This window comes from Ruegeria arenilitoris (assembly GCF_013035425.1).
Classification (GTDB): domain Bacteria; phylum Pseudomonadota; class Alphaproteobacteria; order Rhodobacterales; family Rhodobacteraceae; genus Ruegeria; species Ruegeria arenilitoris_A.
This window is the reverse complement of the sequence record NZ_WQHX01000013.1, coordinates 1-12,540: the sequence shown is the minus strand read 5'-3', so window position 1 is coordinate 12,540 and position 12,540 is coordinate 1. Positions and strand designations below refer to the sequence as shown.

At 56.9% G+C, this 12,540-nt stretch carries 12 protein-coding genes; 11 read left to right on the top strand and 1 reads right to left on the bottom strand.

From position 1 onward, the window contains the following. Window positions 1-2: 2 nt before the first annotated feature. Together GOV45_RS22050 and GOV45_RS22045 are read left to right on the top strand one after the other, a co-directional pair. Window positions 3-806, top strand: coding sequence for a carnitinyl-CoA dehydratase (locus tag GOV45_RS22050; RefSeq protein WP_170482314.1), 804 nt, complete (start codon window positions 3-5; stop codon window positions 804-806). Continuing rightward, on the top strand, window positions 806-1,753 hold the full coding sequence (locus GOV45_RS22045) for a 3-hydroxyacyl-CoA dehydrogenase NAD-binding domain-containing protein (RefSeq protein WP_170482400.1): 948 nt from the start codon (window positions 806-808) through the stop codon (window positions 1,751-1,753). The genes GOV45_RS22050 and GOV45_RS22045 overlap by 1 nt, the downstream gene beginning before the upstream one ends. Here GOV45_RS22045 and GOV45_RS22040 read toward each other — a convergent pair. After that, complete coding sequence (locus tag GOV45_RS22040) at window positions 1,735-2,805, bottom strand: GlxA family transcriptional regulator (RefSeq protein ID WP_170482311.1); 1,071 nt, start codon at window positions 2,803-2,805, stop codon at window positions 1,735-1,737. The two genes, GOV45_RS22045 and GOV45_RS22040, sit on opposite strands and share 19 nt — an antisense overlap. Window positions 2,806-2,924: 119 nt before the next feature. On the opposite strand from GOV45_RS22040, the gene GOV45_RS22035 reads away from it, so the two are divergent. The 9 genes from GOV45_RS22035 to GOV45_RS21995 all read left to right on the top strand — a co-directional run. After that, window positions 2,925-3,815, top strand: a complete 891-nt coding sequence (locus tag GOV45_RS22035; protein ID WP_170482308.1) for a 3-keto-5-aminohexanoate cleavage protein — start codon at window positions 2,925-2,927, stop codon at window positions 3,813-3,815. Further along, window positions 3,808-4,809, top strand: a complete 1,002-nt coding sequence (locus tag GOV45_RS22030) for an ABC transporter ATP-binding protein (RefSeq protein WP_170482305.1) — start codon at window positions 3,808-3,810, stop codon at window positions 4,807-4,809. The genes GOV45_RS22035 and GOV45_RS22030 overlap by 8 nt, the downstream gene beginning before the upstream one ends. Before the next feature lie 76 nt (window positions 4,810-4,885). Beyond that, window positions 4,886-5,992: an extracellular solute-binding protein gene (locus GOV45_RS22025; protein ID WP_170482302.1), complete on the top strand. Its 1,107-nt coding sequence runs from the start codon at window positions 4,886-4,888 to the stop codon at window positions 5,990-5,992. Window positions 5,993-6,057: 65 nt separating this feature from the next. Next, window positions 6,058-6,906: an ABC transporter permease gene (locus GOV45_RS22020; protein WP_170482299.1), complete on the top strand. Its 849-nt coding sequence runs from the start codon at window positions 6,058-6,060 to the stop codon at window positions 6,904-6,906. Beyond that, window positions 6,903-7,700: an ABC transporter permease gene (locus GOV45_RS22015; RefSeq protein WP_170418324.1), complete on the top strand. Its 798-nt coding sequence runs from the start codon at window positions 6,903-6,905 to the stop codon at window positions 7,698-7,700. Before GOV45_RS22020 ends, GOV45_RS22015 begins: the two co-directional genes overlap by 4 nt. An 11-nt stretch (window positions 7,701-7,711) precedes the next feature. Beyond that, window positions 7,712-8,872 carry an acyl-CoA dehydrogenase family protein gene (locus tag GOV45_RS22010; RefSeq protein WP_170482296.1) on the top strand — a complete coding sequence of 387 codons (1,161 nt, stop codon included), beginning with the start codon at window positions 7,712-7,714 and terminating at the stop codon, window positions 8,870-8,872. Next, window positions 8,869-10,962, top strand: a complete 2,094-nt coding sequence (locus tag GOV45_RS22005) for an acetate--CoA ligase family protein (RefSeq protein ID WP_170482293.1) — start codon at window positions 8,869-8,871, stop codon at window positions 10,960-10,962. Before GOV45_RS22010 ends, GOV45_RS22005 begins: the two co-directional genes overlap by 4 nt. After that, window positions 10,959-12,101, top strand: coding sequence for a serine hydrolase domain-containing protein (locus tag GOV45_RS22000; RefSeq protein WP_170482291.1), 1,143 nt, complete (start codon window positions 10,959-10,961; stop codon window positions 12,099-12,101). The genes GOV45_RS22005 and GOV45_RS22000 overlap by 4 nt, the downstream gene beginning before the upstream one ends. Window positions 12,102-12,182: 81 nt before the next feature. After that, the coding region (locus tag GOV45_RS21995; protein WP_170482288.1) for an IS6 family transposase at window positions 12,183-12,540 on the top strand (358 nt) is incomplete at its 3' end.

Genomic DNA, 12,540 nt, shown 5'->3' with positions numbered 1-12,540 from the left:
CCATGTCAGATGGAGTCAAAGTAAGCCGCGACGGCCACGTTCTGGAAGTTACGCTCGAGCGGGGCAAGGTAAACGCTATAGACGTGCCCACCAGTCAGGCCTTGGCCACCGCGTTTCAGGAACTGCACGAGGACAGGGACTTGCGTTGCGCGATCCTGACCGGGGGCGGAGATCGTATTTTCTCGGCCGGTTGGGATTTGAAGGCCCTGAACGAGGGCGAAATGCAGCTCGACAACTGGTGGGAGAGTGATGACTACGGGTTCGGCGGGTTCACGGGTCTGACCGAGAATTGGGCGCTCAACAAGCCGGTTATCGCGGCCATTAACGGTCTGGCCATCGGCGGTGGGTTCGAAATGGCCATGGCCTGTGATCTGCTGATTGCGGCGGACCATGTGGAGTTTGGCCTGCCTGAAATGCCTTTGGGCATCGTTCCAGATGCCGGGGCACTGCAACGCCTGCCTCGGAGAATACCGCACAATATCGCGATGGAGATGTTTCTGTTAGGCCGTCGGATGACCGCGACCGAGGCGGCGCACTACGGGTTGGTCAACAAGGTGGTTCCAAAGGATCAATTGATGACGGCGGCCCGGGAATGGGCGGCCTCGATTGCCTGGTCAGCGCCTCTTGCAATGCAATCTGTCAAGGAAGTGCAGCGCGAGATCGAGTGCGTGCCGCTGGAACAGGCCTTTCACAAGATGCGAACCGATCCGATGCCGATCTACCGCAAGATGCTGAAATCTGACGACGCGGCAGAAGGTGTCGCGGCTTTTGTCGAAAAGCGTGAACCCAAATTCAAGGGTGAGTGATGTATCCTGACCACTCATCGATCACCCGCATCACCAGCATTGGAGCCGGCCCCATCGGCGGCGGCTGGGCAGCGCATTTTCTTGCGCGTGGCTATGATGTGACCGCCTATTTGCATGACGCGAGCGAATCCGATGCCTTTCACGCAATCTTACGCACTGCTTGGAAGAGCTTGACGGATTTGGGGCTTGCCGCCGGTGCGTCACTTGACCGCTTGCGCATCGTTACAGATTTGGAGGCTGCGCTGGACGGCGCCGAATTTGTGCAGGAAAGCGCACCCGAGCGTCTTGAGATCAAGCAGGCACTTTATCAACGACTCGGGCTCATTTTGCCAACAGACGTCGTGATTGGCTCTTCCACGTCCGGCTTGATGATGACCGACATCCAAGCGATTTGCGCGACACCGGAACGCTGTGTGATCGGCCATCCATTCAATCCACCCTATTTGCTACCACTGGTCGAAATCGTGGGCGGCGAACAGACATCACCAGAGGCGGTGGCTTGGGCCGGGAAATTCTACGAAATCGCGGGCAAGGCCCCGTTGATGATGAAAAAAGAGATCCCCGGCTTTGTCGCGACCCGACTGCAAGAGGCGCTTTGGCGAGAGGCCCTGCATATGGTCGCCAATGGAGAGGCAACGCCGGAAGACATCGACATCGCACTCATGAACGGCCCGGCGCCTCGTATGGTCTCGCAGGGTCAGTGTATGGCTTTTCACGTGGCCTGTGGTGCCGGAGGCATGGCCACCAACCTGGATCAGTTCGGCCCGGCGCTTAAACTGCCCTGGACCCGGTTGGAGGCACCTGAACTGACGAAGGAATTGCGCGATCGCATGGTCGATGGCTGCAACGCTGTCGCCGGCGACCGAGATTTCGAGGACATGGCAGCCCAACGGGATCGCGAAATAGTTGCAGTGCTGAATGCTCTGCGTCAGTCCCGTGGGGGATAACCTTGCGATGGCACATTGTTCAGAATGGACAAGAAATCCGAGAGAGAGCCGGGCCACCTGGGTGCCGGCTCGCTTTTCGGCCATGCCTCACGGTATTCGGATGGGCGCCGGCCGAAGAATTTACCGAATGAATAGGCAAAATGTGACAGTGTATTGAATCCTGATGCGGTGGCAATCTCGCGTACACTGAGGTCGGTCGAAATCAACAGCAGGCGAGCATTCTGCAATCGGCGCAACAAGGCGAATTGCACCACAGTACAGCCCACGTGTTTTTGGAATTGGCGTTCCAGTTGACGCTGAGAAACACCCAGAACATCAGCGATTTGGGGCACTTTGAGCGGCTCCTCTATGTTTTCTTCGATCAGGGTCATCGCTTCTCGAATCAACGGCAGCATGGTTTCCGTGCTCCGGCCCATGGTGCTGCGCTGGGGTGAGGCGGCGTCGCGAATGGGGTGATGCAGCATCTGGTCTGCAATCTCCCCCGAAAAGCCGCTGTCGCTGATGGATTCAATCAGCCTTAGCATCAGATCGACCCCAGCCAACCCGCCCGCGCACGTCATTACCTTACCGTCAATAGTGAACAGACACTCATGGACATTGACCCGATCAAAGGATTCCCGGAACCCGCTCAACCACGACCAGTGAATAGTCGCAGGTTTGCCGTCCAACAGGCCTGCACGTGCGACGATGTAGCTGCCCAATTCAACGCCGCAAACAGTTTCGCCTGCGCGTGCGCGTTTTCGCAACCAGGTGAGTAAAGCGGTGTTTTCGTAGTGTTCAGTACCCCAACTGCCCAACACAAACACAAAATCTGCCGGAGTGAGGCTCCCGTAGTCGGTGTCAACTGCGGTCGTCATGCCATTGCTGGCAACAACCTCAGGGCCGTCGAACGAGACGATGTCCCAGGAAAACATCGGTTCTGGCGTCAGGTAATTTGCGATCCGCATGGTTTCGATCATGGTGATCAGCGTGGTCAGGTTGAAACGCGGGACAACGACAAATACGGCATGCCGTTTAGCCCGAGCCATATGCGTTGTGATGTCGACATGCATTGGTTTTACCAAGAAGCTTCAGTTCAGATTTTTCGCCATTCTAACCTAATCTGTGGCGGATAATCGACATCTTTGTCCGTCAATCGCGCGTCAATCTAGGTAAAAAGGGGGGCTCGGATATGACCTACGAAGTTGTGCTGACCTGCGCAGTTACCGGTGCAGGAGATACGACCGGCAAGAGCCCTCACGTGCCGGTGACCCCGAAAGAAATTGCTGATGCGGCAATCGAAGCCGCCAGGGCAGGGGCCTCTGCCGCGCATGTGCATGCGCGTGATCCTGAAACGGGGCAGGGCTCGCGCGATCCGGCGCTCTTCAAGGAAATCGTGGATCGAATACGCGAAAGCGATACGGATGTGGTCATCAATGTTACGGCCGGTATGGGGGGCGATTGGATTTCAGACACGTCCGATCCCGCCATGCCCGGTCCGGGCACCGACATGATCGGACCAGAAGAACGGCTGGCCCATATCAAGGAATGCCTGCCTGATATCTGCTCTCTCGATTGTGGCACGCTGAATTTTTCCGACACGGACATGATCTATATTTCCACGCCACCAACACTGCGTCGGATGGCGGCACTGGTTCAGGAATGGGGTGTGAAGCCCGAGCTTGAGGTCTTTGATCTCGGCCATATCCGATTTGCCAAGGCGATGGTGGAGGAGGGGCTGATTGATGCGCCGCCGATGTTCCAGTTGTGCCTTGGAATTCCATGGGGGGCCGATCAAACGGTGGAAACCATGGCGGCCATGAAGGCACAACTGCCCCTTGGTGCCAGCTGGGCCAGTTTTGGGATCGGGCGGGGGCAGATGCCGATGGCAGCCGCAGCTGTCGCGCTTGGCGGGAATGTGCGCGTCGGTCTTGAGGACAACATCTACCTTGATCGCGGGGTTCTGGCGACAAACGGCCAGCTTGTCACCCGCGCCCGAGAGATTATCGAACGGATGGGTGGGCGGATCCTGACACCGCAAGAGGCGCGCAATAAACTGAACCTGAGGGGGGCGGATGGCTGATCCAACCCAAACCGGTAGCTTGCAAATTCGCAATGTCTCCAAGTTTTTTGGTCAGTTCCGTGCTGTCAACGACATCTGCCTGGATATCCGAAACGGAGAGTTCCTGACGCTGTTAGGCCCATCGGGATCGGGCAAAACCACCTTGTTGATGATGATCGCGGGGTTTCTTGATATATCGAAAGGTGAGATTGCGCTGGACGGTGCGTCCATCTCGGATGTGCCCGCCGAAAAGCGTAATTTTGGCATGGTGTTTCAAGGATATGCTCTGTTCCCCCATATGACTGTTCGCGACAACGTGGGTTATGCGCTAAGCGTACGCAAACGCCCCGCCGACGAAATTCGGAACCGTGTCGACGAGATGCTGGAGCTGGTTCAGCTTCAGGAGTTTGCAGATCGCAAACCGGGGCAGCTGTCTGGTGGTCAGCAACAACGTGTGGCCCTTGCACGTGCCTTGTGTTTTGCGCCGCCTGTTCTGTTGCTGGACGAACCGCTGGGAGCGCTGGACAAAAAGCTGCGAGTCGAAGTGCAGGAGCAGCTCAAGGACATTCATCGCCGTGTTGGCACCACCTTCATCTACGTCACTCACGATCAGGAAGAAGCACTGTCGATGTCTGACCGCATCGTGATCATGCGCGACGGCGCGATCGAGCAGGTCGGAACGCCAAAAGAGCTGTACGAGCGTCCGATCAATCAGTTCACTGCCAGTTTCCTGGGGAAATCGAACTTTATTCATCAACAGGGGAAGGTCTTTGCCCTGCGCCCGGAAAAAATTGATCTGATGCCTGGCAACGAAAACAACGAGGCCCGGATGAGGGGCGCCATTCGCAGCATCACTTATTTCGGCTCGATGCAGAGGATCATCGTGGATACCGACGAAGGGGCCGAGATTGAGGTTGATATCGACGTCTGGCGCAACGCCTCTGATCTGACAGAGGGGGTGCGGGTGGATTTGCTTTGGAAGGATTCAGCAGCAGTGGAGCTACAAACGGGCTAGGCACCCCAACACAGAACGCCCAGAGGCGTCATGACCGAAAGCCGGGTCAAATCTCGGATCAAATGGGAGGAAGAAAATGCACGATAAACAATTCAAAAAGGAAATGCTTGCCGAAAGTGCCCAGGCGTTTAGGGCTGGCCGTATGGATCGGCGCACGTTTCTGGCGCTTTGCGGTGCCTCGGGTGTTGCAATGAATGCGGTACTGGCGGGCGACGCCGAAGCGGCGGCAGACCATGTCGTGATGTGGAACTGGGGCGGCCAATCCGAAGAATGCCATGGCTCGGCCATCGGTGAGGCCTTTACCGCCAAAACCGGCAAAGGTTTGAAGTTTGATACCTCTGGTCCGCTGGAAGGCAAGATCAAGGAAATGGTCGACAGTGGCAATGTGACTGCCGATGTGGCGGATGCGGACTTGTTCAACGCCGTGTCACTTGGACCAACCGGGCATCTGGAGCCAATTGACTATTCCGTAGTGTCCAAGGAGAAAACACTGCCCGGATATGCGCTGGAATATGGGGTGTCGATCATCCTCTACGGGTATGCGTTTGTGTATGACACCGAAGCCTATGGCGATAATCCACCGCAAAACTGGGCCGATTTCTTTGATACCGAGAAATTCCCCGGGACCCGTGCGCTTTACAAATGGGCAAATGGGTCGCTCGAGGCAGCATTGATGGCCGATGGCGTCGCCGGTAGCGATCTTTATCCGCTTGATATGGACCGGGCTCTTAACAAGATCCAGTCAATCAAAGAGGACAGCCTCTATTGGGGATCGGGATCGGAAGTTCACTCGATGGTGGTCAACAACGAAGTCTCGATGGCGATCATCTGGCAGAACCGGGGTCGCAACATCGAAAACGACACCGATGGCCAGTACAAGCTGGTGAACAATCAGGCGATGGCGATGCCGGGGGCATACATCGTGCCCAAGGGTAACCCGGCTGGTGCCGCAGTTATGGATTTTATTGCCACGGCGCAGGACATACCAGCGCAGCTGGCGCTGTTGGATTGCCTTGGCATGACTCCGTCGAATCCCGAAGCCTTTGGCCAGATCCCCGAGGACCAACAGCCTTATGCGATAACCTCGGCCATGAACATCGACAAGATCGTCTACAACGATCCTGAATGGTGGGGCAAAAACGGCGGCGACGCGGTGAATGCCTTCCTCGAAGCGATCAGCTGATCGCTTAACCTTATGGTCACCCGATCCTAAGGGTCGGGCGGCCAATCCCATGTCGAGAGCTTTGGATGCAAGCCTTAAACCGTCATATCCACCCAGGATGGCTGATTATCGCGCCTTTGCTGCTGATGGTGGTCGCGCTCTATCTGGGGCCGATCCTGAATATCCTTTGGCTAAGCGTGACAGACCCCAAGCCCGGGTTCGGCAACTATGCCAAACTGACGGAAGGTGACGCCCTGATCCGCATTGTCTGGACCACGGTGCGCATCTGCATCATCACGACGGTCTTCAGCGTCATTTTCGGCTATTCCATCGCCTATGCGATGGTACACTGCCATCAACGCCAGAAGACTTACATGCTGACCCTGCTATTGGTGTCGTTCTGGATTTCTATTCTGGTACGCACCTTCGCCTGGCTGATGCTGCTGGGACGCAAGGGGTTGGTCAATGTCACATTGGAGGACATCGGCCTGGTTGCTGAACCCATCGCCTTCATGCGCAACGAGTTGGGCGTTCTGATTGGAATGGTGCATTACATGATCCCCTATGCGGTTTTGCCATTGCTGGTCTCGATGCAATCCATTGATCAGAGGGTGATGGACGCCTCGCGCAACCTAGGGGCCAGCGGAAGCCAGACCTTCTGGCGGGTCTACCTGCCGATGACCATGCCGGGGCTTGTGGCTTCGACCCTGTTGGTCTTCATCCTCAGCCTCGGGTTTTATGTCACCCCGGCCGTATTGGGCGGCGGCAAGGTGCTGATGGTGGCGGAATACATCTCGGTTCAGTTACTGGTGACCTTGAAGTGGGGCACGGCGGCGATGCTGGCGGCCATCATGCTGTTTGGCGTTCTGGCGATGCTTTGGATCATGTCGCGGTTCATGAAGCTGAGCACGGTGTTCGGGGGTGCAGCGCGATGAAGCCTGGCCTGTTCTCATTTTTCAACCGCGTGGGGGCCTGGGTGCTGCTGTTGTTTCTGGTGACCCCGGCCCTGATTGCCATCCCTGTCTCACTAACGCCGAAACGCTTTTTATCCATGCCGCAGGGCGAGTATTCTCTGCGTCATTTCGAGAAGCTGTTCACCAGTGAGGAATGGCTTTCGAGTTTTTTCCAAAGTGGCGTGATTGCCCTGTCCTGCTCCGCGCTGGCTACGCTTTTGGGCACGCTTTGTGCGATCGGTCTATGGAGGGTGTCGTCGCGGTACAGCGAATTGGTTCGCGCCTTTCTGCTGCTGCCATTGATCATTCCGCAGATTATATCCGCCATGGCGTTCTATCGGTTGTGGATCCCTCTGGGTCTATTGGACAGCTACGCCGGTTTGATCCTTGCGCATACAATCCTGGCAGCCCCTATGGTGCTGATCACGGTCAGCGCGTCTTTGGCAACGTTTGATCCTAAGCTTGAACAAGCCTCCAAGAATCTCGGGGCCTCCAACTGGACCACCATGCGCCGGGTGATCCTGCCTTCGATCAGGCCGGGGGTTTTTGCCGGGGCGCTCTTTGCCTTTATCCTCAGCTGGGATGAAATCGTGGTGACCTTGTTCATCTCGAAATACAGCGTCTACACGCTGCCGCGCCGCATGTGGAACGGCATCCGTGAAAACACCGATCCGACAGTGGCTGCCGCTGCCGTGATCCTGATTGCCATCACCCTGATTGCCTTTGCCGTTTCTGCGGTTCTGTCGCGGCGAAACGCACGGGCTCAGGCAGAATGAATGAGGCTGCCATGAATCTGGAAACCAGTCACGAAACAGAGCTTCTGGTTAGCACTGTTCGCCGATTTGTCGAAACGGAGATGTATCCGCACGAAGAAGAGGTGGACCGCTTAGGCTATGTGCCCGAGGAGATCGGCCGCCAGATAGAGGCGAGGTCGCATGAATTGGGCCTCTTCGCCTGCAACCTGCCCGAAGAGGTCGGCGGCGGAGGGTTGGGATATGGGCCCATGTCCCTGATCGAGCGGGAATACGGCCGTACAAGCCATGCGCTGCAAAGCTGGGCGGCGCGCCCGACGGAATTGCTGATGGCCTGCGAAGGAGACCAGCGCGAGCGATATTTGCTTCCTGCAGTGCGCGGTGAAAAGCGTGAGCTCTTTGCCTTGACAGAGCCTGACGCAGGTTCGGATGTCATGGGGATGAAGACCAATGCGATACGCGACGGGGATGACTGGATCCTGAATGGATCCAAGCACTTTATCTCCGGTCCCTGCATGCCGGATTTCGCGATTGTCTTTGCGGCAACTGGTACAGATGAAACACCACGCGGCCCACGCAAACGGGTGACAGCTTTTCTGGTCGATGTGGGCCTTCCGGGGTTCGACTGCCGCGAAGGGACGCATTGCGTCAGCTATCGCGGTTACAAGACTTTTGAGTTGAGTTTCGACAATGTGCGTCTTGGTCCGGACCAGATCCTGGGCGAAGAGGGTCGCGGGCTTGAGCTGTCGGGAAAGTGGCTCGGCATGGGGCGTATCTGGGTTGGCGCGACCTGCTGCGGTAAGGCCGAACGCATCCTTGACCTGGCGACCGAGTGGGCCGCAACGCGCAAGCAATTCGGTAAACCGATCGGTACGTTTCAGGCCACCGGCTTCCGTTTGGCGGACGGTGCGATAACGTTGCGCGCGGCCGATTTGATGGTGCAAGACGCCGTTGCACGTGCCGAAGCGGGTGTCATGGGTGATGCAGATGCGGCAATGGTCAAGGTTTATTGCTCAGAGATGCTCAACAAGATCGCCGATGATGCCGTTCAGATTTTTGGTGGCATGGGATTGATGGAGGAAATGCCGATCCAACGGTTCTGGCGCGATTGCCGATTGGAGCGGATTTGGGACGGCACCAGCGAAATCCAACGCCACATCATCACCAGGTCCATCCTGAGGCCACTTGGCGCATGACGCCGGCGCGGCGCGAAAATCTTGAGCGTCTCTTAAAGCCGCGCCACATCGCGTTTATTGGTGGACGTGATGCGACCATTGCCGTGCGCGAAGCCCGTCGGCGGGGATTTCAAGGGCAAATGTGGGCCGTTAATCCCAAACGCGCCGATCTGGATGGCGTGGGCTGTGTTCCCAGCATCTCGGACCTGCCGGAGCCACCTGATGCCGTCTATCTCGCTATCCCTGCGGCCGGGGTGACTGATGCCCTGAGAGAATTGGAGCAGATGGGTGCAGGTGGCGTCGTTTGTTTTTCCGCAGGCTTTAAGGAAACTGGCGACACACAATCAGAACGAGATCTGATCGAAGCCGCCGGTGACATGGCTCTGATCGGTCCAAACTGCTATGGCATGATCAACTATATCGACGATGCCGCTCTTTGGTCATTTGAACATGGCGGCTGGTCGCCGGGATACGGTGCAGCGATCGTTACCCAGTCCGGTATGTTCTCATCCGACATCACAATGAGCGCGCGTTCCTTGCCAATGGCCTATATGGTTTCTGCAGGCAATCAGGCGGTCTTGGGGATTGAGGAATTTCTGGATGCCTTTGCTGAAGACCCGGCTGTGCGCGCCATTGGATTGCACATCGAAGGGTTGCGTGACATTGTTGCTTTTGAACGCGCCGCGCTGAAAGCCCTGGATCGGGGGGTTCCGGTTGTCGCACTGAAGACTGGCAATTCCGCCATAGGGGCGACTCTGACGGTCAGTCACACCGGCTCTCTGTCCGGTTCGAGCGAGCTTTATCAGGCACTGTTTGATCGCACCGGGGTGATCGACGTCACCAGCCCGTCGCAGTTTCTGGAAACGCTGAAGTACCTCTGCGTAGCAGGCGCGCCGCAAGGCAGGCGTGTCGCTGGCTTTACCTGTTCTGGGGGCGGGGCGACGATGCTCGCAGATCACTCGGAAAGGATTGGTGTGTGCTTTCCCAAAGTGGGCTCTGCAGGGCAGGAAAGCCTGACCAGTTTGCTGCCTGAGATCGCGACGGTTTCCAACCCGCTGGATTATACGACCCCGATCTGGGGACAGGGCGATAAGACTTACCCGGTTTTTGCCACGGCGCTATCGGCCCTCAACGCGGATCTGGCTGTTCTGGTGCAGGACTACCCGGCAGAAGGGTTGGACGCGTCCAAGATCTACTACCAGAACGATGCTGCAGCTTTTGCGCAGGCCGCTCAGGAACACTCCGTCCCGGCAGCGATCTGCGCGACCTTACCTGAAAATCTTGATCGTGGGACCCGCAGACATCTCATTGAACTGGGGGTTGCGCCAATGCAGGGTATTCACGAGACGCTGAATGCCATGCGCGACGCAATCTGGTGGTCCGAAGCAAGGGCGCGGACAAGAAGGGTTGACCGGCCTGCTGCCTTGCGACCCGGTGCAACTATACGGAACCCAGTGGTATTGACCGAAGACAAAGGTAAATCCTGGCTCGGGCAAATGGCTGTTGCTGTGCCAAACGGAAATGTCTGCAACGCGGCCGAGGCAGCTGGCGTTGCGCAGGATATCGGCTATCCGGTCGCACTGAAAATGATGTCACCAAGCTTGCCTCACAAGACCGAAGCGGGCGCGGTCGCTTTGGGGATCAAGGATGCGGAGGGGCTGTCTTCGGCGATCCAGGTAATGACGGCATCGGTTGCAGCGTATGACCGCGCGGCGGTGACGGATCGCTTCCTGATCGAAGCCATGTCGCCCAAGCCGCTTGCAGAGCTGATCGTCACGCTGCGTTCTGATCCGCAATTTGGTCCCAGCTTGGTGATCGGTAGCGGCGGTGTTTTGACCGAATTGGTCAGAGATGCGCGCACTGTGTTGTTGCCTGCCTCAAAAGACGAGATCGAGCGGGCATTGTGTTCGCTCCGTGTAGCTCGATTGTTGGAAGGGTACCGGGGTAGTCAAAAGGCAGACATTCCGCGAATTTCGGATGCGCTGCACCGGGTTTGTGCGGCGTTCCTAGAGGCGCGCAGCCAGGTCGCGGAGGTCGAGATCAACCCGATGTTTGTCTACCTGGATCACATCGTCGCCGTTGATGCTTTGATCCAGGTACCCCGGTCATGAGCAGGCCTAAGATCATACCCAATCCCGATCTGGCTGTTGGAGACGACAATAAGCAGCGGTGGAACCAACCGGAATTTCGCCGGCATGGGTTCCACAACGCATATCGGCTGTTCCGCCGATGTCTCATGGTGCGTTCCAGAGAGGTTTTGCAGCTGGAAGCCGCCGAGCAGAATCTGTGCGCCCGTGTGCCTGAGCTGGCACAAATGCTTTCCCATCCGGCGTTCTCTGCGTTCTGCTGTTTAAAGAACGACCAGATCATTCTGGAAAAAGCCGCAGATGATTTTTCGACCTCAGCGCCGCATTCCATCCAGTCGGTGACAAAGCTACACGTCCACTTAATCATAGGTCGTCTGCTTGCACAGGGGCTGGTGTCATTGGACGCGCAGGTCCGCGACTATCTGCCGGGTATCGGCAGCGGGTATGCCGAGGCCAGCATTCAATCTTTGCTCGACATGAACGTCGATAACGACTTCACCGAGGATTATGCTGACCCCGATGCCGACTGCTATACTGAAGAGGTCGCCCTGGGTTGGCGCTTGCCCCGCGTGGGTGAAAAGGAAATCACGCTTGCGGAATTTGCGGCCTCGATCACTGGTTTCAGGGCAAACTCGGGGGTGCGACAAGCCGACTATAAATCCGCGAACACGGATGTCCTGACCCTGATAGCGGCCAAGGTTTCGCCCATTCCACTGGCTGAACAAATCGAAGAGATTGTTGATGCCGCAGGATACGAGGGCGCCTTTCACATCAGCCTCAGCAAGGACGGGTACCCTGCGTTTTCTGGTGGCGGTTGCCTAAGCGTGCGCGACCTCGCGCGGTTCGGGTTGCTACTAGCGCGGGAAGGCCGCGACCTGCACGGTCGAACTATGGCCAACACCGGTTTCCTGCAAGAAACTCTGATCCGCCGCGCGCCAGCGATGACACCCCCCAAGAATTGGCTCAAGTACTCAAACCAAACCATGACCGACGGTCGATTAATCGGTCATGCTGGCTATGGAGGGCAGTTCCTCATGGTGGATATGGTCACCGGCACCAGCTGCGCATTCTTAAGTGTGCTGGAGAATGACTCGGGTTACGATGACACCTATATGGGAGAACTGGCCACAACGCTTCGAGACGTCTGCCTTTCTGTCATTTGACGGGTTTGCAGTTACCGAGCTAAGGGTCTTGTCAGAAGAACTTTGCTTGAGCGGGGCACGGGGTTTGCGTAGCCTTTGGGAATGAACAAACCTGCCTCTTTCAAGTATTTCAAGACCAGTCCCGAAATCATCCGACTTGCGGTGATGCTGTACATCAGATTTCCACTTTCATTGCGGAATGTCGAAGACCTGCTGCACGAGCGAGGCATCGATGTGAGCCATGAAACCGTCCGCTACTGGTGGAACCGATTTGGTCCGATGTTCGCTTCAGAGATCCGCAGAAAGCGTGTTCAGCAGCTGCGCGCGTTCTCGAAATGGAAGTGGCACGTGGACGAGGTATTTGTGAAGGTGAATGGCAAGAGACTTTATCTCTGGCGGGCTGTTGATCACGAAGGAGAGGTGCTGGAAGCCGTCGTTACGAAGCGCCGAAACAAAGCTG

What these genes read in the sequence shown, in the direction of transcription:
- GOV45_RS22000 (WP_170482291.1), top strand. Translation starts at nt 10,959, where the DNA reads ATGAGCAGGCCTAAGATCATACCCAATCCCGATCTGGCTGTTGGAGAC.
- GOV45_RS22015 (WP_170418324.1), top strand. Translation starts at nt 6,903, where the DNA reads ATGAAGCCTGGCCTGTTCTCATTTTTCAACCGCGTGGGGGCCTGGGTG.
- GOV45_RS22035 (WP_170482308.1), top strand. Translation starts at nt 2,925, where the DNA reads ATGACCTACGAAGTTGTGCTGACCTGCGCAGTTACCGGTGCAGGAGAT.
- GOV45_RS22020 (WP_170482299.1), top strand. Translation starts at nt 6,058, where the DNA reads ATGCAAGCCTTAAACCGTCATATCCACCCAGGATGGCTGATTATCGCG.
- GOV45_RS22050 (WP_170482314.1), top strand. Translation starts at nt 3, where the DNA reads ATGTCAGATGGAGTCAAAGTAAGCCGCGACGGCCACGTTCTGGAAGTT.
- GOV45_RS22040 (WP_170482311.1), bottom strand. Translation starts at nt 2,805, where the DNA reads ATGCATGTCGACATCACAACGCATATGGCTCGGGCTAAACGGCATGCC.
- GOV45_RS22010 (WP_170482296.1), top strand. Translation starts at nt 7,712, where the DNA reads ATGAATCTGGAAACCAGTCACGAAACAGAGCTTCTGGTTAGCACTGTT.
- GOV45_RS22025 (WP_170482302.1), top strand. Translation starts at nt 4,886, where the DNA reads ATGCACGATAAACAATTCAAAAAGGAAATGCTTGCCGAAAGTGCCCAG.
- GOV45_RS22005 (WP_170482293.1), top strand. Translation starts at nt 8,869, where the DNA reads ATGACGCCGGCGCGGCGCGAAAATCTTGAGCGTCTCTTAAAGCCGCGC.
- GOV45_RS22030 (WP_170482305.1), top strand. Translation starts at nt 3,808, where the DNA reads ATGGCTGATCCAACCCAAACCGGTAGCTTGCAAATTCGCAATGTCTCC.
- GOV45_RS22045 (WP_170482400.1), top strand. Translation starts at nt 806, where the DNA reads ATGTATCCTGACCACTCATCGATCACCCGCATCACCAGCATTGGAGCC.